The 20199-nt window shown below is 54.9% G+C and carries 20 protein-coding genes; 16 read left to right on the top strand and 4 right to left on the bottom strand.

All coding sequences use genetic code 11. The annotated features are described in order from the left end of the window. Positions 1-28 precede the first annotated feature (28 nt). The 9 genes from VI01_RS15355 to tatD all read left to right on the top strand — a co-directional run bounded on the left by VI01_RS15355 (position 29) and on the right by tatD (position 8641). On the top strand, positions 29-1297 hold the full coding sequence (locus VI01_RS15355; RefSeq protein ID WP_045815816.1) for a tetratricopeptide repeat protein: 1269 nt from the start codon (positions 29-31) through the stop codon (positions 1295-1297). Between the two features lie 85 nt (positions 1298-1382). Then, entirely contained in the window at positions 1383-2894 is a 1512-nt protein-coding gene (gene rmuC, locus VI01_RS15350; protein WP_045815815.1) for a DNA recombination protein RmuC, read from the top strand. 75 nt (positions 2895-2969) lie between these two features. Further along, complete coding sequence (ubiE, locus tag VI01_RS15345; protein ID WP_038643778.1) at positions 2970-3728, top strand: bifunctional demethylmenaquinone methyltransferase/2-methoxy-6-polyprenyl-1,4-benzoquinol methylase UbiE; 759 nt, start codon at positions 2970-2972, stop codon at positions 3726-3728. A 6-nt stretch (positions 3729-3734) separates the two neighbouring features. After that, entirely contained in the window at positions 3735-4340 is a 606-nt protein-coding gene (locus tag VI01_RS15340; protein ID WP_038643777.1) for an SCP2 domain-containing protein, read from the top strand. Beyond that, positions 4337-5974, top strand: a complete 1638-nt coding sequence (gene ubiB / locus VI01_RS15335; protein ID WP_045815814.1) for a ubiquinone biosynthesis regulatory protein kinase UbiB — start codon at positions 4337-4339, stop codon at positions 5972-5974. The genes VI01_RS15340 and ubiB overlap by 4 nt, the downstream gene beginning before the upstream one ends. Before the next feature lie 110 nt (positions 5975-6084). Beyond that, the gene (gene tatA / locus VI01_RS15330) at positions 6085-6330 is read left to right on the top strand and encodes a Sec-independent protein translocase subunit TatA (protein ID WP_038643775.1); all 246 of its coding nucleotides are present in this window, start codon (positions 6085-6087) and stop codon (positions 6328-6330) included. 9 nt (positions 6331-6339) lie between these two features. Further along, the gene (gene tatB / locus VI01_RS15325; protein ID WP_045815813.1) at positions 6340-7005 is read left to right on the top strand and encodes a Sec-independent protein translocase protein TatB; all 666 of its coding nucleotides are present in this window, start codon (positions 6340-6342) and stop codon (positions 7003-7005) included. 2 nt (positions 7006-7007) lie between these two features. Next, entirely contained in the window at positions 7008-7775 is a 768-nt protein-coding gene (gene tatC / locus VI01_RS15320; protein ID WP_038643773.1) for a Sec-independent protein translocase subunit TatC, read from the top strand. An 83-nt stretch (positions 7776-7858) separates the two neighbouring features. After that, positions 7859-8641 carry a 3'-5' ssDNA/RNA exonuclease TatD gene (gene tatD, locus VI01_RS15315; RefSeq protein WP_045815812.1) on the top strand — a complete coding sequence of 261 codons (783 nt, stop codon included), beginning with the start codon at positions 7859-7861 and terminating at the stop codon, positions 8639-8641. On the opposite strand, the gene rfaH is transcribed toward tatD, so the two are convergent. Beyond that, positions 8638-9126: a transcription/translation regulatory transformer protein RfaH gene (gene rfaH, locus VI01_RS15310; protein ID WP_038643771.1), complete on the bottom strand. Its 489-nt coding sequence runs from the start codon at positions 9124-9126 to the stop codon at positions 8638-8640. The two genes, tatD and rfaH, sit on opposite strands and share 4 nt — an antisense overlap. A gap of 216 nt (positions 9127-9342) precedes the next feature. On the opposite strand from rfaH, the gene pepE reads away from it, so the two are divergent. The 3 genes from pepE (at position 9343) to fre (ending at position 12366) form a co-directional block, all read left to right on the top strand. After that, a complete protein-coding gene (pepE, locus tag VI01_RS15305; RefSeq protein ID WP_038643770.1) occupies positions 9343-10074 on the top strand; it encodes a dipeptidase PepE in 732 nt (243 codons plus the stop codon). Positions 10075-10148: 74 nt separating this feature from the next. Next, positions 10149-11633 carry a 4-hydroxy-3-polyprenylbenzoate decarboxylase gene (gene ubiD / locus VI01_RS15300; RefSeq protein WP_045815811.1) on the top strand — a complete coding sequence of 495 codons (1485 nt, stop codon included), beginning with the start codon at positions 10149-10151 and terminating at the stop codon, positions 11631-11633. Positions 11634-11664: 31 nt separating this feature from the next. Beyond that, the gene (gene fre, locus VI01_RS15295; RefSeq protein ID WP_038643768.1) at positions 11665-12366 is read left to right on the top strand and encodes an NAD(P)H-flavin reductase; all 702 of its coding nucleotides are present in this window, start codon (positions 11665-11667) and stop codon (positions 12364-12366) included. A gap of 45 nt (positions 12367-12411) precedes the next feature. On the opposite strand, the gene fadA is transcribed toward fre, so the two are convergent. Both fadA and fadB read right to left on the bottom strand, forming a co-directional pair. Then, positions 12412-13575, bottom strand: a complete 1164-nt coding sequence (fadA, locus tag VI01_RS15290) for an acetyl-CoA C-acyltransferase FadA (protein ID WP_038643767.1) — start codon at positions 13573-13575, stop codon at positions 12412-12414. 10 nt (positions 13576-13585) lie between these two features. Then, on the bottom strand, positions 13586-15769 hold the full coding sequence (gene fadB / locus VI01_RS15285) for a fatty acid oxidation complex subunit alpha FadB (protein ID WP_045815810.1): 2184 nt from the start codon (positions 15767-15769) through the stop codon (positions 13586-13588). Positions 15770-15955: 186 nt separating this feature from the next. Here fadB and pepQ point away from each other — a divergent pair, with 186 nt between their 5' ends. From pepQ to hemG, 4 genes are read left to right on the top strand one after another with little or no spacing between them, the layout of a single operon-like run. Next, on the top strand, positions 15956-17287 hold the full coding sequence (gene pepQ / locus VI01_RS15280; RefSeq protein ID WP_045815833.1) for a Xaa-Pro dipeptidase: 1332 nt from the start codon (positions 15956-15958) through the stop codon (positions 17285-17287). Then, on the top strand, positions 17287-17904 hold the full coding sequence (locus VI01_RS15275) for an IMPACT family protein (RefSeq protein ID WP_045815809.1): 618 nt from the start codon (positions 17287-17289) through the stop codon (positions 17902-17904). The genes pepQ and VI01_RS15275 overlap by 1 nt, the downstream gene beginning before the upstream one ends. Positions 17905-17930: 26 nt before the next feature. Further along, the gene (gene trkH / locus VI01_RS15270; protein ID WP_038643764.1) at positions 17931-19382 is read left to right on the top strand and encodes a Trk system potassium transporter TrkH; all 1452 of its coding nucleotides are present in this window, start codon (positions 17931-17933) and stop codon (positions 19380-19382) included. An 18-nt stretch (positions 19383-19400) separates the two neighbouring features. Next, a complete protein-coding gene (gene hemG / locus VI01_RS15265; protein WP_038643763.1) occupies positions 19401-19937 on the top strand; it encodes a menaquinone-dependent protoporphyrinogen IX dehydrogenase in 537 nt (178 codons plus the stop codon). Positions 19938-19958: 21 nt separating this feature from the next. Here the strand turns inward: hemG and VI01_RS25745 are convergent. Beyond that, the coding region (locus tag VI01_RS25745; RefSeq protein WP_045815808.1) for a hypothetical protein at positions 19959-20199 on the bottom strand (241 nt) is incomplete at its 5' end.

Genomic DNA, 20199 nt, shown 5'->3' with positions numbered 1-20199 from the left:
TTTTTCAGCTGATACTGAGAAAACAACTATGCGCAAAACGGTTTCTGCTCCGCGTCCTGCCTTTAATCCTACTCCCGCTGCTGCGCAGTCTCGTATTGAGAGCGTGGCAGCACGTTTCCGCCAGGCGATGGCGGTCTCTGATTTCCCCGTGGCACGTCAGTGCTGTGAAGAAGTTTTGCGCGTCATGCCGCAAAATATGCAGGTACTGAGTGACTATGCGCTGACGCTAATGCGCGTGGGGGAGTACAAAAAATCCTACAAAACTTATCAAAAGATCTATCAGGCATCGGCAGCGCAGCGTGCGCAGGCTTCCGACACCTGGCTCGATGGCTTAACCGAAGTATGTGGCTGGCTGGAAAAGCACGATGAAGTGGCACGTTACGGCCGCGAGTCGCTGGAGAAGTCTGACGCGATCTTTCGTCAGGGCCACACAGTGGCGTATCCCGCAGAAGCGCCGCCGTCTTTCAATCCCACGAATCCAACTGAAAATATCATCTCTTTCAGTCTGTATGGCGGCCAACCGCGCTACTGTGAAACGCTGATCAAAAATATCGACGTTGCGCGCGAGTTCTATCCCGGTTGGATGTGTCGCATCTATCTTGACGACAGCGTGCCGCAACATGTCTGGCAGCGTCTAAAGCAGCCGAATGTCCAGTTAGTGGATATGTCACATGAGAAGACCCTATTCCCGACGCTGTGGCGCTTTCTGGTGATGGATGATCCCCGCGTAAAACGTTATATCGTGCGAGATGCGGACTCCCTGCTGTCGGAGCGTGAAGTGGCGGCTGTAGAAGCCTGGCTGCAATCGCCATGCTGGTTCCATCATATGCGTGATTACTTTACGCATACCGAACTGCTGCTGGCGGGCATGTGGGGCGGCTGTCATGGCGTGTTCCATAACGTTGAGCAGCAGATACGCGACTTTATCGGCCAGTACAGCGGCAGTGAACGCTTCACCGATCAGTACTTCCTCAAAGTGGCGTTGTGGCCGACGGTGCGCGAAAGCCTGCTGAATCATGACGATATCTTCCGATTCCATCATGCCCAGGCGTGGCCCGCACACCCGCCAATTCGCTGGCAAACCGAGCGTTTTCACGTCGGCAGCAACGCAGGATATTCCAGCATGGCGGGCAAGGTGGAGAATGTTGATAACGGCTGGCAGCAGGTTGAACTCACTCACAATGGACAAAGCTGGTGCTATCCCGCCAAAGTGAAGGGCAGTGAATGGCTGTTGCCGATGCCGTTTTTCCTGATTGATGCGTGGAAAGCGGGTGATTTGACGGTGAAAGCGCTGTAAATCCTACGCCAGCTACACAACAGTCTGGACATTCATACAGTAGCGACTTACCTTTTCCCTCAGCGAAACGATCCGCGGGGGGATTATGGATCAGCAACTTATCATTAGCGGCGCACTGGCGCTGGCCGGACTGGGCCTCGGCTGGATTTTGGCCCAGTTGCGTGCCGGACACCAGTACGCCAGCTTCACTACCGAACGCCGCCTGCTGGAAGAGGCGCAACAGCGCCAGCAGCAGCAACTCGAACTGTTACAGCAGCAAATTCAGCAGCGCGAGCAAGAACTGCGGCAGCTCCATGGCACGCTTAGCGGTGCACAGGAACGGCTGCAACAGCTCGATTACTGGCGTGGTGAGAGCGAACAGCTTAGCCGGGAATTGCGTAATCAGCTGGAAGTGAACAGTGCGCAGGAAGCTGAACTGCGTGAAGTCACCATCCGTTTAGAAGAGACGCGTTTTGGCGCAGAAGAGAAGCAGCGCCTGCTCACTAACAGCGAACAGCGTCTCAGCGCACAGTTCGAGAATCTGGCCAACCGCATCTTTGAAAACAGCGGACGTCGGGTGGATGAGCAAAACCGGCAGAGCCTCAACGGGCTGATTGGTCCGCTGCGTGAACAGCTGGATGGTTTCCGTCGTCAGGTGACGGATAGCTTTGGCCAGGAAGCACGCGAACGCCATACGTTGGCCCATGAAATTCGTCAACTGCAGCAGCTTAACGCGCAAATGGCGCAGGAAGCGGTCAACCTCACCAAAGCGCTAAAAGGCGACAATAAAATCCAGGGCAACTGGGGCGAAGTGGTGCTGGCGCGGGTGCTGGAAGCTTCCGGTCTGCGTGAAGGCTACGAATACCAGACGCAGGTCAGCGTGCAGTTGGAGCAGCAGGGCAGGATGCAACCGGATGTGATCGTGCGGTTGCCGCAGGGCAAGGATGTGGTGATTGACGCCAAAATGACGCTGGTGGCTTACGAACGCTATTTCAACGCAGAAGATGAAGCCACACGTGAGCAGGCGATTCAGGAGCATGTCAACGCCATGCGCGGCCATATTCGGCTGCTGGGACGAAAAGATTATCAACAATTGCCCGGTTTACGCTCTCTGGATTATGTGTTGATGTTTATTCCGGTCGAGCCCGCGTTCTTGTTGGCGATTGATCGGCAGCCAGAGCTGATCAGCGAAGCGTTGCAGCAAAACATTATGCTGGTAAGCCCGACGACATTACTGGTGGCACTGCGCACCATCAACAACCTGTGGCGTTATGAGCACCAGAGTCGCAATGCACAACGCATCGCCGACCGAGCTACCCGGTTGTACGATAAAATGCGACTGTTTGTGGATGATATGAGCGGTATCGGTCACAGCCTCGATAAAGCGCAGCAGAGTTATCACCAGGCGATGAAAAAACTGTCAGAAGGGCGCGGCAATTTGATTGCGCAAAGCGAATCCTTCCGCGCGTTAGGTGTGGAGATTAAACGGCCGATCAATCCCCAATTGGTGGAGCAAGCGCAACCGGAAGAGGCGGGCGAAGATTGGGCGGACGATCCCGAGCCCAATGAAAATGTGGCAGATTCTTCCGCCGCTTCTCTGCGCCGCATCAACGAATAGCACGGTGGTCGCGTGCTCGCGTAGCGCGACTCTGATACACTTCGGCAAGAATTGTTTGTGGAACAGGTAAACCCGATGGCAGATGAATCACAGCAGGAAACTACCCATTTTGGCTTTCAGACCGTCGCGAAAAGCGAAAAGGCCGATAAAGTCGCGGACGTGTTTCATTCCGTAGCGGCAAAATATGACCTGATGAACGATTTGATGTCGTTTGGCATCCATCGTGTCTGGAAGCGTTTTACCATCGACAGCAGCGGCGTGCGTCGTGGTCAGCGTGTGCTGGATCTGGCCGGCGGTACCGGTGATTTGACAGCAAAATTCTCTCGCCTGGTGGGCGAGACGGGTCAGGTCGTTTTGGCTGATATCAACAGCTCGATGCTGAAGATGGGCCGCGAGAAGCTGCGCAACATGGGCGTGTCAGGCAACGTTAGCTATGTGCAGGCCAACGCCGAAGCGCTGCCGTTCCCGGATAACTATTTCGATTGCATCACCATCTCTTTCGGTTTGCGTAACGTCACCGAAAAAGAGAAGGCACTGGCCTCGATGTTCCGGGTGCTGAAACCAGGTGGACGCTTGCTGGTGCTGGAGTTTTCCAAACCGCTGCTGGAACCGCTGAGCAAAGCCTACGATACCTATTCCTTCCACATCCTGCCGCGTATTGGGCAACTGGTGGCGCAGGATGCCGAAAGCTATCGCTATCTGGCAGAATCGATTCGTATGCATCCCGACCAGGAAACCCTGAAGGCGATGATGAACGATGTGGGTTTTGAAAATACCACCTATTTCAACATGACCGGCGGTATTGTGGCGTTGCATCGCGGCTTTAAGTTCTGATTGATCATGACTTTTACCCCGCTTATCACGGGCGGCCTTGAAACCGCCCTCAATCGTGTTCTGTATCGTGATCGCAGCCTGAAAGCCGCGCGTCAGCGTCTGGTGGGTAAAGTGCTCATGCTGCGCCTGCAGGAACTGGATTTCCCGCTGGTGCTGGTGTTTAGCGAATCCCAGCTGGATGTGTTGAGTGACTGGCAAGACAGCAGCGATTGTAGTGTCAGCTTACGCCTCAGCACTTTGCCAAAACTGCGCGATCGCCAGCAGCTGACCAGTTTGATCCGCAGCGGCGAGCTGGATGTGGAAGGCGATTTACAGGTCGTGCAGCAATTCTCCGCACTGATGGATCTCGCCGAACTCGATCCGGCCGAGTATTTGGCTCCATGGATCGGCGACATTGCCGCGCAGGGTGTCAGTCAGGCCGCTCAGCAGGCGCTGAAGTTTGTGCAGCAGCAGGTGACGCGTCGGCAGGATTATCTCGGTCAGGTGCTGACGGAAGAGTGGCGTGTCGCCCCCGGCGCACTGGAGCTGGCGTGGTTCTGTGAAGAGGTTGAAGCGATGGAACGTTCGCTTAATGCGTTTGAAGCGCGTTTAGCACAGCTGGAGGCGAAATGACGCTGGGAGAAATTCGGCGCTTATACTTCATCATCAAGATCTTTCTGACTTACGGGCTTGATGAACTGATCCCCCACATGCGCATCACACTGCCGCTCCGCATCTGGCGGCGCTGCATCTTCTGGATCCCTAACAAGCACAAAAATGAATCGACGGGCGTGCGTATTCGCCTGGCGATGGAGCAGCTTGGCCCGGTCTGGATTAAATTTGGCCAAATGCTGTCAACGCGCCGCGATCTCTTCCCACCGGCCATCGCCGATGAACTGGCGGTGTTGCAGGACCGCGTGGCGCCTTTTGATGGTCTGAAAGCCCAGCAGCAGATTGAACAATCCATTGGCGGCCCTGTCGACACCTGGTTTGACGACTTTGATATTAAGCCGCTGGCTTCTGCGTCTATCGCGCAGGTGCATACGGCCACGCTGAAGTCTAACGGCCGTGACGTGGTGATCAAAGTGATTCGCCCGGACATCCTGCCGGTGATCAAAGCGGATATGAAGCTGATCTACCGTATGGCGCATTGGGTTCCTCGCCTGTTGCCGGATGGTCGTCGTCTGCGCCCGGTTGAAGTGGTGCGCGATTACGAAAAGACCCTGATTGATGAACTCAATCTGCTGCGCGAGTCGGCGAACGCTATTCAGCTGCGTCGCAACTTCGAGCAGAGCCCGATGCTGTATGTGCCGGAAGTGTTTTCAGATTACTGCAGCGAATCGATGATGGTGATGGAGCGCATTTACGGCATTCCGATTTCCGATGTGGCGACGCTGGAGAAGCATGGCGTCAACATGAAGCTGCTGGCAGAACGCGGTGTGCAGGTGTTCTTCACCCAGGTGTTCCGCGATAGCTTCTTCCATGCGGACATGCATCCCGGCAATATCTTCGTCAGCTACGACCATCCAGAAAATCCGCAGTACATCGCGATTGACTGCGGTATTGTCGGTTCGCTGAATAAAGAAGATAAGCGCTATCTGGCGGAAAACTTCATTGCCTTCTTTAATCGTGACTACCGCAAAGTGGCGGAACTGCACGTGGATTCAGGCTGGGTTCCCCCGGATACCAATGTAGAAGATTTTGAGTTCGCCATTCGTACCGTGTGTGAGCCAATTTTCGAGAAGCCGCTGGCTGAGATTTCATTTGGCCACGTGCTGCTGAACCTGTTCAACACGGCGCGTCGCTTCAATATGGAAGTGCAGCCGCAGCTGGTGCTGTTGCAGAAAACGCTGCTGTACATTGAAGGCATTGGCCGTCAGCTCTATCCTCAGCTCGACCTGTGGAAAACCGCAAAGCCGTTCCTTGAAGATTGGATCAAAGATCAAATCGGCATTCCTGCCATTCTGCGTGCGGTGAAAGAGAAGGCGCCATTCTGGGCCGAAAAACTGCCGGAGCTACCTGAACTGTTCTACGACAGCATGCGTCAGCATAAATTATTGCAGCACAGCGTCGATAAACTGGTCAGCGATATGAATGCACAGCGCACGCGCCATCACAAGGCACGTTATCTGTTTGGCGTAGGGGCTACACTGTTATTAAGTGGCACCGCAGTGCTGTTAAGTCGACCCGACTGGGATTTCTTCCCAGCGCTATTAATGGCCGCTGGCATCGTCACCTGGCTGATAGGCTGGCGCAAGACAAACTGATTGTTTGCCTGGTGCAAATCGCGTAATGTCGCAGGCTAAAGCCCGAACTCATACGGGCTTTCTGTGCGTTTCAATTCAAAGTTTTTCACAGAATATTAGAGGCATATCTCATGGGCGGTATCAGTATTTGGCAATTGTTAATCATTGCCGTCATTGTTGTTCTTCTGTTCGGTACCAATAAACTTCGTAACCTGGGTTCGGATTTAGGTTCTTCCATTCGTGGTTTCAAAAAAGCCATGGGCGATGAAGACGATAAAAAGGATCAGCCGAAAGAGCAGGACGCTGACTTTAACGCCAAGACTCTGGCAGACAAACAGCAAACCTCGGCGAGCAAAGACGACGCCCGGGACAAGTAAGGGTTAACTGTGTTCGATATTGGTTTTAGTGAACTGGTATTGGTGTTCGTTATCGGGCTGATCGTTCTTGGCCCGCAACGATTACCGGTTGCGGTGAAAACCGTCGTCGGCTGGATTCGGGCGATTCGCTCCCTGGCTGCTAACGTGCAAAACGAACTGGCGCAGGAGCTGAAACTGCAGGAATTGCAGGACAGCCTGAAAAAGGTCGAAGAGGCGGGTCGTGGCTCGCTTTCGCCGGAACTGAAAGAGTCGATGGAAGAACTGCGTAAAACCGCCGACTCGATGAAGCGTTCTGTGCAGCAGAGCATCGATATCGAGAAAGCGGAAGATGAAGCGAATACCATTCATCAGCCGTCTTCTGTATCCGCACAATCTGTCACGGCGAGCCAGCCGCCGGTTACCCCAGCGGCCGCAGAGCACCAGGCCAGCGCACCGGCTCAGGCACCTCAGACGGTAACGGCAGAGCACCAGGCCAGCGCACCGGCTCAGGCACCTCAGACGGCAACGGCAGAGCACCAGGCCAGCGCACCGGCTCAGGCACCTCAGACGGTAACGGCAGAGCACCCGGCCAGCGCACCGGCTCAGAAACCTCAACCGGTAACAGCAGAGGCTGCGGCACCTGTTAATACCGCGCAGAATGCGACGCCCACTCCCACCGTAAAAGATGAAAGATAAACATGGCCGTTGAAGATACCCAACCGCTCATCAGCCACCTGATTGAGCTGCGTAAGCGTCTGCTGAACTGCATTATTGCGGTGTTTGCTATCTTTTTGTGCCTGGTTTATTTCGCCAACGACATCTATCACTTAGTGGCTTCGCCGCTGATTAGCCAGATGCCGGCCGGTGCCAGCATGATCGCCACCGACGTGGCTTCACCGTTCTTCACCCCCATTAAGCTCACCATCATTGTTTCGGTGTTCCTTGCGGTGCCGGTGATCTTGTATCAGGTGTGGGCTTTTGTGGCGCCTGCGCTGTATCGCCATGAGCGTAAGCTAGTGATGCCGCTGCTGTTCTCCAGTACGCTGCTGTTCTACGTTGGCGTGGCTTTCGCTTACTTCATCGTGTTCCCGCTGGCGTTTGGCTTCTTCGCCAAAACCGCGCCGCAGGGCGTCACCATCGCCACCGATATCACCAATTACCTCGACTTCGTGATGACTATCTTCATGGCGTTTGGCGTGGCCTTTGAAGTGCCGATTGCGATTGTCTTGCTGTGCTGGACGGGCATTACGTCGCCAGAGGATTTGAAAAAGAAACGTCCTTACATGCTGGTTGGCGCGTTCGTTGTTGGGATGTTGCTCACACCGCCGGATGTTTTCTCGCAAACTTTGCTCGCTATTCCGATGTACTGCCTGTTTGAAGTCGGCGTATTCTTCTCCCGTTACTATGTGGGTAAAGGGCGCAAGGCGTCAGATTCAGAGGATGAGGAACAGAATACCGAATCCTGACAAAGCATCCCCGCAAGCGAGCGGGATGAGCGTTAAGAATCTAAACCGCCCACACATTGGGCGGTTTTTATTTGGGAGAAGACATGTTTGATATCGGTGTAAACCTGACCAGCACGCAATTCGCAAAAGATCGCGATCAGGTGGTTAAACGCGCGCGCGAAGCAGGCGTCACCGGCCTGCTGATTACCGGCACCAATGCGCTGGAGAGCCAGCAGGCGCGTCAGCTCGCGGCACAGCACCCAGGCTACTGCTGGTCTACAGCCGGCGTGCATCCGCATCACGCCAGTGAATGGTCGGCAGAGACGGCGAACACGTTGCGCCGTCTGGCTGAGAGTGAGCAAGTGGTGGCGATCGGTGAATGCGGCCTCGATTTTAACCGCAATCTCTCGGCGCACGACCAGCAGGAGTATGCCTTTGATGCACAGCTGGCGCTGGCAGCGGAGTTAAAACTGCCGGTGTTTCTCCACTGCCGCGAAGCGCACGATCGTTTTGTTGCGGTGCTGGAGCCGTGGCTGCCGAAATTGACGGGCGCGGTAGCACACTGTTTTACCGGCACGCGTGATGAACTGGAATCGTGTCTTGCCTTGGGTTTATCGGTGGGTATTACCGGCTGGGTGTGCGATGAGCGTCGTGGCCTGGAATTGCGTGAGATGCTGCCACTGATACCAGCCGAGCGTCTGCTGCTGGAAACCGATGCGCCTTATCTGCTACCGCGTGATATGCATCCACGGCCGCCTTCGCGTCGAAACGAGCCATGTTTCCTGCCGCATATTGTGCAGCAGGTGGCGAACTGGCGTGGGGAAGAGGCTGAAGCGCTGGGTGCGCAGGTCAATCACAACGCACGTCAGCTGTTTAAACTGGCTTAAAGCTTACGGAACTGTTTGTTGTCGACGCTGCGCATCACTTGTTTGTTGAGCAGGTTCAGCAGTAACACCGAGCGGGTTTCGCCATCAGGCTCGGCAAAAATAGCGCGCAGCCCCTCAAAAGTCCCTTCGGTGATGATCACTTCATCACCGCTTTGTGGCGTTTCTGGATCCAGCATAATTTGCGGTACATCGGTTTGCAGCGCTTCAATCACTTCGCTGGAGACCGTTGCCGGTTGCGCGCCAAAGCGCACAAAGTGGCTGACGCCGCGCGTGCTGCTAATGGTGGTGGTGTGAATCGCTTCCGGATCGAATTCGATAAACAGATAGTTGGGGAACAGCGGCTCACTCACCGTGGTGCGTTTACCGCGCACAATCTTTTCCAGAGCGATCATCGGGCTGAGGCAATTCACCTCCTGCCGCTCAAGATGCTCTTTCGCGCGCAACAGCTGTCCACGTTTGCAATAGAGTAAGTACCAGGATTCCATAACTGCTCCCAAATATTGGACGCTAAGAATAACAAACCTGTTGTCAGAGTTATAGCGCATCGGCCAGTGGAAACGCGGCTGTGAAATAAAAATCACTACGAATTTTCCGATTGGTGCGGCTTGTTAACGCTTTCTTGCAAGAAAATTGACGGCTGATGACCATCTGTATCAGACTCCTTCCCCATCTTTCGCTCTCATTTGAAAAAGGACTGGCTGATGGAACTGTTCTTATTAAGTAATGGCAAAGTGGCCGATGACGCGCCACTGCTGAGCTACGCTCACCCACAACTGCACGCAATGATCGCCCAGCGCGGTATCACCTCGGCGGTACTGGTACCCTACGCCATCATTCGCGGTGACCATGCGCAGCGTGCGCAAGACCTGTCTGACTCATTGGGTATTCAGGTGCGCACCGTACACGAGTTTGACTCCCCGGTGGCCGCAATTGACCAGGCGGAGTTAATCCTGGTGAGCGGTGGCAACACCTGGTTCCTCAATCAGATGCTGCACGAGCACGGGCTGATCGTGGCGATTCAACGTGCCGTGCGTGAGCGAGATGTGCCTTACGTCGGCTGGAGCGCCGGTTGCAATGTGGCCACGCCATCGATTCGTACCACCAACGACATGCCGGTGCGCAGCAGCGTGGTTCTGCCTGCATTAGGCCTGTTCCCGGTGCAGATTAACCCACATTACCTGGATGCTCACGTCAGCGGGCATATGGGGGAAACGCGTGATGAGCGCCTGGCGGAGTTCTGCGCCGTCAATCCACATGAGTCGGTGATCGCTCTGCGAGAAGCCAGTTTCCTGCACGTCAGTGAAAACCGCCTGCGTTACTACAGCGCGCGCGGCGAAGACTTTAAAGTGTTCCGTCATGGTGAGCCAATCGCCGCACATCACGATGTGCTGGCCATTCAATCGCTGGTGCCTTTCTCCTGTCAGCCAGCTTGAACCACAAACCACAACACGCCAGCGTGAATCAGACCTATAATGGCCAATTCACTCTGGCTGGAAGCTAACGCCGCATGAAATATCAGGATTTACGAGACTTCCTCGCGTTGCTGGAGCAGCGCGGCGAGTTAAAGCGCATCACTCAGGAGATTGATCCTGAGTTAGAGATGACCGAAATTGCCGATCGCACCCTGCGTGCCGGCGGTCCGGCGCTGCTGTTTGAGAACCCGAAAGGGTACGACATGCCCGTATTGTGTAACCTGTTTGGCACACCTAAGCGTGTGGCGATGGGCATGGGGCAGGAAGAGGTCAGCGCGCTGCGTGAAGTGGGCAAGCTGCTGGCGTTTCTGAAAGAACCCGAGCCGCCAAAAGGTTTCCGCGATCTGTTCGATAAAATGCCGCAGTTCAAACAAGTGCTGAACATGCCGACCAAGCGCCTGCGCAATGCACCGTGCCAGGAAGAGGTTTTCAGTGGTGATGATGTCGATCTATCGCGCATTCCGGTGATGAAGTGCTGGCCGGGCGATGCCGCGCCGTTGATTACCTGGGGCTTAACCGTCACGCGTGGTCCGCATAAGGAACGTCAGAATCTGGGTATTTATCGCCAGCAGGTGATCGGCAAAAACCGCGTGATCATGCGCTGGCTGTCGCATCGCGGCGGCGCGCTGGATTTTCAGGAGTGGTGCAAAGCCCATCCGGGCGAACGCTTCCCGGTGTCCGTGGCGTTGGGCGCCGATCCCGCCACGATTCTGGGCGCAGTGACGCCGGTGCCCGATACGTTGTCGGAGTATGCCTTTGCCGGTTTGTTGCGCGGTAATAAAACCGAGGTGGTGAAGTGCCTGTCTAACGATCTTGAAGTGCCAGCCAGCGCAGAGATCGTTTTAGAAGGTTACATCGAACCGGGTGACAAGGCGCCAGAAGGCCCTTACGGCGACCACACAGGCTACTACAATGAAGTAGACAGCTTCCCGGTATTTACCGTGACGCACGTAACGCAACGTCGCAACCCGATTTATCATTCAACGTATACCGGTCGTCCGCCGGATGAACCTGCGGTATTGGGTGTGGCGCTGAATGAAGTGCTGGTGCCGATTCTGATCAAGCAGTTCCCGGAAATTGTCGATTTCTACTTGCCGCCGGAAGGCTGTTCTTATCGCCTCGCGGTGGTGACGATCAAAAAGCAATATGCCGGGCATGCCAAGCGCGTAATGTTTGGCGTCTGGTCTTTCCTGCGCCAGTTTATGTATACCAAGTTTGTGATCGTATGCGATGACGACGTCAACGCACGTGACTGGAACGATGTGATTTGGGCGATCACTACGCGTATGGATCCGGCGCGCGATACCGTGATGGTGGAGAATACGCCAATTGACTATCTCGACTTCGCCTCTCCGGTTTCCGGCCTGGGCTCGAAGATGGGACTTGATGCCACCAATAAGTGGCCGGGCGAAACCACTCGCGAATGGGGTACACCGATTGTAAAAGATCCGGCGGTGACCGCGCGTATTGACGCAATTTGGGATGAGTTAGCTATCTTTGCCGAGCCGCCGCAGCGTTAAAGGCGGCAGAAAACCATAAAAAAGGGCACGTATGACGACGTTAAACTGCAAGGTGACTTCGGTCGAAGCGATTACGGATACCGTTTACCGCGTCCGTTTAATTCCTGCGGCGGATTTTACTTTCCGTGCGGGGCAATACCTGATGGTAGTGATGGATGAGCGTGATAAGCGCCCCTTCTCACTGGCTTCAACCCCGATGGAAAAAGACATCATTGAGCTGCACATTGGCGCATCTGACCTCAATCTCTACGCGATGGCGGTGATGGATCGCATCAAAAACGATCGTCAAATCACGGTGGATATGCCGCATGGCGACGCCTGGCTGCGTGAAGATAGTGATCGCCCCATTATTCTGATCGCGGGCGGCACCGGTTTCTCCTATGCACGTTCGATTCTGCTGACGGCACTGGCGCAGCAGCCAGACCGCGATATCGCCATCTACTGGGGCGGCCGGGAATTGATGCATTTGTACGATCTGGATGAGTTGAACGCGTTGGCGGTCAAGCATCCTCATCTCAAGGTGATTCCGGTGGTGGAGCAGCCAGCAGAGGGTTGGGAAGGGCGCAGTGGTACCGTACTCACAGCGGTGATGCAGGATTACGCGACGCTCAGCGAGCACGATATCTATATTGCGGGTCGTTTCGAGATGGCGAAGATAGCGCGCGAGCGTTTCTGCGCGGAACGTGGTGCGGTTGAAGCGCAGATGTTTGGCGATGCGTTTGCCTTTATCTGAGTAAAAAAGCCCGCCCGAAAGGGCGGGAACACGTGCATCAACGTATTAAACGCGTTCGAATACCGTCGCGATGCCCTGGCCTAAGCCAATACACATGGTCGCCAGACCAAATTGCGCATCACGACGTTCCATCAGATTGAGCAGCGTCGTGCTGATACGCGCCCCCGAGCATCCGAGTGGGTGCCCCAGCGCAATCGCGCCGCCATTCAAATTCACTTTCTCATTGAGCTGATCCAGCAATCCTAAATCCTTAATGCACGGCAGTGTCTGTGCAGCAAAGGCTTCGTTAAGCTCGAACAAATCGATATCCTGCACGCTCAATCCGGCGCGTTTCAGTGCCAGTTTGCTGGCCGGCACCGGACCGTAACCCATGATGGAGGGATCACAGCCGACAACTGCCATGCTGCGGATGCGCGCACGCGGGGTCAGTCCGAGTTCGCGGGCGCGACTTTCACTCATGATTAACATGGCGGCGGCGCCATCCGAGAGTGCTGAAGAGGTGCCTGCGGTGACGGTACCGTTAACCGGGTCAAACGCGGGACGCAGCGCAGCCAATCCTTCCAGCGTGGTATCCTCACGGATGACTTCATCCGTTTCATAGCGTTTCAATACACCGTCGGCATCGTGGCCATAGGTCGGCACGATCTCACGTTTGAAATCGCCTCGCTGGGTCGCGGCCCAGGCGCGTTGATGTGAACGCAGCGCAAACGCATCCTGTTGCTCACGGGTGATGTGATGCATACGCGCCAGCATTTCTGCGGTCAACCCCATCATGCCAGCGGCTTTCGCTACTGTTCGGCCCAAGCCCGGATGGAAATCAACGCCGTGGCTCATTGGCACATGCCCCATATGTTCAACGCCGCCAATCAAACAGCTGTGCGCATCGCCCACCATAATCGCGCGCGCCGCATCGTGCAGCGCCTGCATTGACGAACCGCACAAGCGATTCACCGTGCTGGCAGGCACGCGATGCGGAATTTCTGCCAGCAGTGCCGCGTTACGCGCAATGTTGAAGCCCTGTTCCAGTGTCTGCTGCACGCATCCCCAAATGATGTCATCCAGAGAGGCCGGATCAACGCCGGGGTTGCGGCTCAGCAGCTCGCGCATCAGATGCGCCGAGAGATCTTCCGCGCGTACCTGACGAAACGCGCCGCCTTTTGAACGGCCCATCGGTGTACGTACCGCATCAACTATGACTACCTTTTCCATATTCTTTACCTCAGGCACTTTGCAGTGTTGCTTCGTCAATCGGTTGGGCTGCGGGATACCAGCTTTGGTGCTGATGCGCTTTGTGCACTAACAGTTCAGGTACCGCATACAGCGGGCCGAGTGGGGTGTAGCGTTTGGCTTGATCAACCAGATTGCTAAGGCCGAGCGTATCCATATAGCGGAAGGCGCCCCCTCGGAATGGAGGGAAACCTAATCCGTACACCAGCGCCATATCGGCTTCTGCCGGAGAGGCGATAATTTTCTCTTCCAGGCAACGCACCACTTCGTTGAGCATTGGCAACATCATGCGGTTGGCAATGTCTTCATCGCTGAACACGCGTTTCGGCTCGCAAATCGGTTCCAGCAGTGCATCAACAGCCGGATCGGTTCTCTTCTGTGCTTTGCCTTTTTTATCATGCTCCCACTGATAAAAGCCCAGGCCGTTTTTCTGACCGTAACGTTTGGCTTCAAACAGGACATCAATCGCGTCGCGGTAATCTTTTTGCATGCGGGAAGGAAAGCCTTGTGCCATCACCTGTTGCGCGTGATGAGCGGTATCAATGCCGACCACATCCAGCAACCAGGCCGGACCCATTGGCCAGCCGAACTGTTTTTCCATCACCTTATCAATCTGACGGAAGTCTGCGCCATCACGCAGCAGCAAACTAAAAGCAGCGAAATAGGGGAACAGCACGCGGTTGACAAAGAAGCCGGGGCAGTCATTCACTACGATCGGTGTTTTGCCCATCTTGCTGGCCCAGGCCACCACTTTACTGATGGTGGCTTCTGAGGTCTGCTCGCCACGAATCACCTCAACCAGCGGCATGCGCGGCACGGGATTAAAGAAGTGCATGCCGCAGAAGTTTTCTGGACGCTGCAGCGATTGCGCTAGCAGGCTAATCGGAATGGTCGACGTGTTGGAGGCGAGTACGGCATCCTCGCGCAGGTGTTGCTCGGTTTCTGCCAACACTTTGGCCTTGATTTGCGGATTCTCGACCACGGCCTCGACCACCACATCGGCACGTTCGAAACCGGCATAATCCAGCGTGGGCTGAATCGTCGTGAGGACGCTCGCCAGTTTGGCGCCGTTGATCTTGCCGCGTTCCAGTTGCTTGTTAAGAAGGTTACTGGCTTCCGTCATCCCCAGCGTCAGCGCCTGCGGATTAATATCTTTCATTTTCACCGGCACGCCTTTCCATGCCGACTGATAAGCAATCCCCCCTCCCATAATGCCTGCGCCCAACACGGCGGCCTGCTGCGGTGCACCGGCTGCGTTGCTGTGCTTTTTCGCCAGGCCTTTGACATATTGATCGTTCAGGAAGATACCGACCAGCGCGCGCGCCACATCGCTTTGTGCCAGCGGCACGAATGCAGCGGTTTCCAGTTTTAATGCATCGTCACGACTTAAACCGGCTGCCGCTTCAATGGTTTTCACCGCGGTAATAGGCGCGGGATAGTGCTTGCCTGCTGTTTGCATCACCATGCTTTTGGCAATGGTGAAGCTCATCGCCGCTTCAATCGGGCTTAATTTCAGTGGGGCCAGCTTAGGTGCCCGACGCGCCTGCCAGCTGCCTTGCGCAACCGCATCCTGCAACATAGTGAGTGCCGCAGCGCGTAGTTTTTCGCTGTTCACTACCGCATCGACCAGGCCGAGTTGCAGAGCGCTGGTGCCATCAACGTCTTTTCCTGCGGCGATGATTTCCAGTGCGCTATCAGCGCCGAGCAAACGTGGCAAGCGCACGCTGCCGCCAAAGCCTGGCATGATGCCGAGTTTGGTTTCCGGCAAGCCGATGCGGGCGCTGGGCGTCGCGACGCGGAAGTCGGTCGCCAGCACGCATTCGCAGCCGCCACCCAGCGCGTAGCCGTCAATAGCTGCAACGGTCGGCACCGGCAAATCTTCCAGACGGTTAAAGATGCTGTTCGCAAATGCCAGCCATTGGCTCAGCTTCTCTTCAGGCGCATCAAACAGCGACAGGAATTCGGTGATATCGGCACCGACAATGAATGCTGGTTTGGCCGATGTGAGCAGCAGGCCACGCAGATCGGGCTGCTGTTCCAGCACGCTGAGTGCGTCGCCCAATGAAGCGACGGTTTTAGTGTCGAGTTTGTTCACTGAACCGGGGGCATCAAAAACCAGTTCTGCAATGCCATCATCAAGCCAGTGAACTGAAAGGGTATCGCCTTGGTAGAGCATGTCCGTCTCCTGAAACCGCGAAAGGTGATCTGGTCATACCAGATGAATGGGAGTGTGGGCGGCATGTTAATTTTTTGCAAACGAGTCTTTGATTATTTGGTACGCCGATCACAGCGTGTGCAGCACGGCAACGCTGGCGTGGCTGTGCTACACTGCGGCCAATTTCGCGATATTGGAGACAAGTCCATGGATTCACTGAAAACCCTGTATCACGCGCATATCAATACGCTGCAACAGCGAGCGCAACAGGTGCTGGCACGCTTTAAGCTTGATGCGATGTTGATTCACTCTGGCGAGCTGTTAACCGTTTTCCTCGACGATCACGACTATCCGTTTAAGGTGAATCCGCAATTTAAAGCCTGGGTGCCGGTGACGCAGGTGCCCAACTGCTGGTTATGGATCGATGGTGTTAACAAGCCAAAACTGTGGTTCTACTCGCCAGTGGATTACTGGCATAACGTCGAGCCATTGCCAAACAGCTTCTGGACCCAGGATGTAGACGTTGTTGGCCTGAAAAATGCCGATGAGATTGGGCAACAGTTGCCGGCTCAGCGCAACAATGTGGCTTATATCGGACCTGTGCCATCTCGTGCCACGCAACTCGGCATTCAGAGCGATCGCGTGAATCCAAAAGGCGTTATCGACTTCCTTCATTATCATCGCAGCATTAAAACTGACTACGAACTGGCCTGTATGCGTGAGGCGCAGAAGCTTGCCGTGGCGGGGCATCGTGCGGCGAAAGAAGCCTTCTTCTCGGGGATGAGCGAGTTCGACATAAACCAGGCATATCTGACTGCGACCGGCCATCGTGATACCGACGTGCCATACGGCAATATTATCGCGCTCAACGAACATGCTGCGGTGCTGCACTACACCAAACTCGACCATCAGCCACCGGTGAAACGTCATAGCTTCCTGATTGATGCCGGTGCCGAATATCTTGGTTATGCCGCCGACCTGACGCGCAGCTATGCAGCACAAAGCAAATCGCGCTATGCCGAAATGGTGGAGGCGATGAATAAAGAAGAGTTGGCGCTGATTGCGACGTTGAAAGCGGGCGTGCGATACACCGATTATCATCTGCAAATGCATCAGCGTATCGCCCGTCTATTGCTGAAGTTCGACCTGGTGAAAGGTTTAACCGAAGAGGTGCTGGTGGCGGAAGACCTGACCGGTCCGTTTATGCCACACGGTTTGGGGCATCCGCTGGGCTTGCAGGTGCACGACGTTGCCGGCTTTATGCAAGATGACAACGGCACGCATATGGCTGCACCGTCGCAATATCCTTATCTGCGCTGTACCCGTGTGCTGGAACCGGGCATGGTGCTGACCATCGAGCCCGGTTTCTACATTATCGATTCACTGCTGGCGAAACTCCGTGGTGGTAAGTACAGCCAGTACTTTGACTGGCAGGCGATCGACGCATTGAAACCGTACGGTGGTATTCGTATCGAAGATAATGTGGTGATCCACGCTAATCGCGTTGAAAACATGACGCGCGATCTGCATCTGGCCTGATGGAGGCGTACGATATTCCCGCTGAAGCTGTGAGCCTCAGCGAGGAAACCATTAAGAAAAGCCGTTTTATCACCTATCTGGCCCATACCGATGGCGTTGAGGCGGCACGCGCTTTCGTCCAGCAGGTCAAGCAAGAACATCCTGCGGCACGCCATCACTGCTGGGCGTGGGTTGCGGGTGCGCCGGATGATTCGCAGCAGTTGGGGTTCTCCGATGACGGTGAGCCTTCCGGCACCGCAGGCAAGCCTATGCTGGCACAGCTGATGGGGAGCGGCGTGGGCGAGATTACGGCAGTGGTCGTGCGCTATTATGGCGGCATTATGTTGGGTACGGGTGGATTAGTTAAAGCGTATGGCGGTGGCGTGCAGCAGGGGCTGAAGCACCTGGCGCGTGCGCGTAAAGTGCCGATGCACTCTTTTACCCTGCAATGTGACTATGCCCAGTTAAGTGATATTGAACGTCTGTTGCAACGTTTTGACGGCATCATCGAAGAGAGCCATTATCAGGATCGTATTGCGCTACGTTTGGCGTTGCCGCATCCGCAGATCGATGGCTTTCGGCAAAACCTTTCTGATTACAGCCGGGGCGCGCTGACGCTCATCCCGCTGGACAACTAAAAGCATCTGTTTAAAGGAACGGCTGAATGCATTTTCGCGCCATTACCCGCATCGTGGGCCTGTTGGTGATTTTATTCTCGGTAACTATGATCTTGCCGGGGCTGGTGGCCTTGATTTATCGCGATGGCGCCGGACGTGCGTTTAGCCAGACATTTATGATGGCGATTGTGATTGGCTCGCTGCTGTGGTGGCCGAATCGCAAAAAGAAAACTGAGCTTAAACCGCGCGAAGGGTTTCTGATTGTCGTGCTTTTTTGGACCGTGTTGGGCAGTGTCGGTGCGATGCCCTTCATTTTTGCCGAACAGCCGCACCTTTCGGTCACTGATGCTTTCTTTGAATCCTTCTCCGGGCTGACCACTACCGGCGCGACCACGTTAGTCGGCCTCGATACCTTACCTAAAGCGATTCTGTTTTATCGTCAAATGCTGCAGTGGCTGGGCGGTATGGGGATCATCGTACTGGCCGTAGCCATCTTGCCGATTCTGGGCGTTGGCGGCATGCAGCTGTATCGCGCTGAAATGCCGGGGCCGCTGAAAGATAACAAAATGCGCCCGCGTATTGCCGAAACGGCTAAAACGTTGTGGCTCATCTATGTATTGCTTACCGTAGCGTGTGCGGTGGCGTTGTGGCTGGCAGGCATGCCAATGTTTGATGCGATAGGTCACAGCTTCTCCACCATCGCGATTGGTGGTTTCTCTACGCATGATGCGAGTATCGGCTACTTCAACAGTCCTACTATCAATACCATTGTGGCGGTGTTCCTGCTGATCTCCGGCTGTAACTATGGTCTGCACTTCTCTTTATTGAGCGGCCGTAGCCTCAAAGTTTACTGGCGCGATCCCGAATTCCGCATGTTTATTGGCGTACAGCTGACGTTAGTGCTGATCTGTACGGTAGTGCTGTGGTTCCACAACGTCTATGCCAGCGGTTGGCAAACACTGAACCAGGCCTTTTTCCAGGTGGTATCGATGGCGACAACGGCAGGATTTACCACCGATAGCATTGCGCGCTGGCCATTGTTCCTACCGGTGCTGTTGCTCTGCTCTGCTTTTATCGGCGGTATGGCGGGATCGACGGGTGGTGGATTAAAGGTCATTCGTATTTTGCTGCTGTTCAAGCAGGGTTCGCGTGAGTTGAAGCGGTTGGTGCATCCGAACGCGGTCTATACCATTAAGTTGGGTAATCGCGCGCTGCCGGAACGCATCCTTGAAGCCGTGTGGGGATTTTTCTCCGCTTATGCACTGGTGTTCTTACTCAGCATGCTGGCCATCATCGCCACGGGCGTCGATGACTTCTCCGCTTTTGCTGCTGTGGCCGCCACGCTGAACAACCTTGGGCCAGGCCTGGGCGTTGTGGCAGACAACTTCACTTCTATGAATGATGTGGCTAAGTGGATTTTGATTTTGACCATGTTGTTTGGGCGTCTTGAGGTGTTCACACTGCTGGTCCTGTTCACCCCGACTTTCTGGCGTGAATAAGAGAAACAGGATTATCTAATGAAAGCTTTAATTCTATATTCCAGCCGCGATGGGCAAACCCGCGAGATCGCGGCGCGTATTGCGCAGACATTAGCGCCGCAACAGCTGTGCGATGTGATTGATTTGCTGGAAGCGCAAAAAGTTGAGTGGGCGCAGTATGATCGCGTGCTGATTGGTGCATCGATCCGTTACGGGCATTTCCATCCAGCATTGATGAAGTTTGTCACTCAGCACAAGGCTGAGCTGCACCAGCGCGTCAGTGGCTTTTTCAGCGTCAACCTTACCGCGCGAAAAGCGGATAAATGCACGCCAGCGACTAATGCGTACACGCACAAGTTTCTCGAACAATCCCCCTGGCAGCCAGATTGCTGTGCAGTATTTGCTGGCGCGTTGCGCTACCCCCGTTATCGCTGGTTTGATCGTGTCATGATTCAACTGATTATGCGTATGACGGGCGGTGAAACGGACACCTCTAAAGAAGTGGAATACACCGATTGGAATAAAGTGGCGGTTTTTGCCCAGGATTTTGTGCAGTTACCAGGCAAATCGTTGTGAAATAGAGCGTTGTGGCTAAATTTAGGTCGAACGATCATTTTTTTGCAATAAACCCTTGTCAACTCCGAATAACTCCCTATAATGCGCCACCACTGAGACGGCAAAGCGGCAACGCAGACGGCTCAGCAGGGAGTGAAGTGATTCATCCCGCCAGATAAAACGCTGAAAAAAGTGTTTGACTCTGAAGGAGGAAAGCGTAATATACGCCACCTCGCGACAGACGGTTAACACGCTGTTCGCACTGCTCTTTAACAATTTATCA

Source organism: Pantoea sp. SM3 (assembly GCF_000963995.1).
Taxonomy (GTDB): Bacteria; Pseudomonadota; Gammaproteobacteria; order Enterobacterales; family Enterobacteriaceae; genus Pantoea; species Pantoea rwandensis_B.
Note: the sequence above shows the minus strand (reverse complement) of the source record. Positions and strands in the feature narration are given on the sequence as shown.

Coding starts and splice junctions, on each gene's coding strand:
- VI01_RS15355 (WP_045815816.1), top strand. CDS start 29: ATGCGCAAAACGGTTTCTGCTCCGCGTCCTGCCTTTAATCCTACTCCC.
- rmuC (WP_045815815.1), top strand. CDS start 1,383: ATGGATCAGCAACTTATCATTAGCGGCGCACTGGCGCTGGCCGGACTG.
- ubiE (WP_038643778.1), top strand. CDS start 2,970: ATGGCAGATGAATCACAGCAGGAAACTACCCATTTTGGCTTTCAGACC.
- VI01_RS15340 (WP_038643777.1), top strand. CDS start 3,735: ATGACTTTTACCCCGCTTATCACGGGCGGCCTTGAAACCGCCCTCAAT.
- ubiB (WP_045815814.1), top strand. CDS start 4,337: ATGACGCTGGGAGAAATTCGGCGCTTATACTTCATCATCAAGATCTTT.
- tatA (WP_038643775.1), top strand. CDS start 6,085: ATGGGCGGTATCAGTATTTGGCAATTGTTAATCATTGCCGTCATTGTT.
- tatC (WP_038643773.1), top strand. CDS start 7,008: ATGGCCGTTGAAGATACCCAACCGCTCATCAGCCACCTGATTGAGCTG.
- tatD (WP_045815812.1), top strand. CDS start 7,859: ATGTTTGATATCGGTGTAAACCTGACCAGCACGCAATTCGCAAAAGAT.
- rfaH (WP_038643771.1), bottom strand. CDS start 9,126: ATGGAATCCTGGTACTTACTCTATTGCAAACGTGGACAGCTGTTGCGC.
- pepE (WP_038643770.1), top strand. CDS start 9,343: ATGGAACTGTTCTTATTAAGTAATGGCAAAGTGGCCGATGACGCGCCA.
- ubiD (WP_045815811.1), top strand. CDS start 10,149: ATGAAATATCAGGATTTACGAGACTTCCTCGCGTTGCTGGAGCAGCGC.
- fre (WP_038643768.1), top strand. CDS start 11,665: ATGACGACGTTAAACTGCAAGGTGACTTCGGTCGAAGCGATTACGGAT.
- fadA (WP_038643767.1), bottom strand. CDS start 13,575: ATGGAAAAGGTAGTCATAGTTGATGCGGTACGTACACCGATGGGCCGT.
- fadB (WP_045815810.1), bottom strand. CDS start 15,769: ATGCTCTACCAAGGCGATACCCTTTCAGTTCACTGGCTTGATGATGGC.
- pepQ (WP_045815833.1), top strand. CDS start 15,956: ATGGATTCACTGAAAACCCTGTATCACGCGCATATCAATACGCTGCAA.
- VI01_RS15275 (WP_045815809.1), top strand. CDS start 17,287: ATGGAGGCGTACGATATTCCCGCTGAAGCTGTGAGCCTCAGCGAGGAA.
- trkH (WP_038643764.1), top strand. CDS start 17,931: ATGCATTTTCGCGCCATTACCCGCATCGTGGGCCTGTTGGTGATTTTA.
- hemG (WP_038643763.1), top strand. CDS start 19,401: ATGAAAGCTTTAATTCTATATTCCAGCCGCGATGGGCAAACCCGCGAG.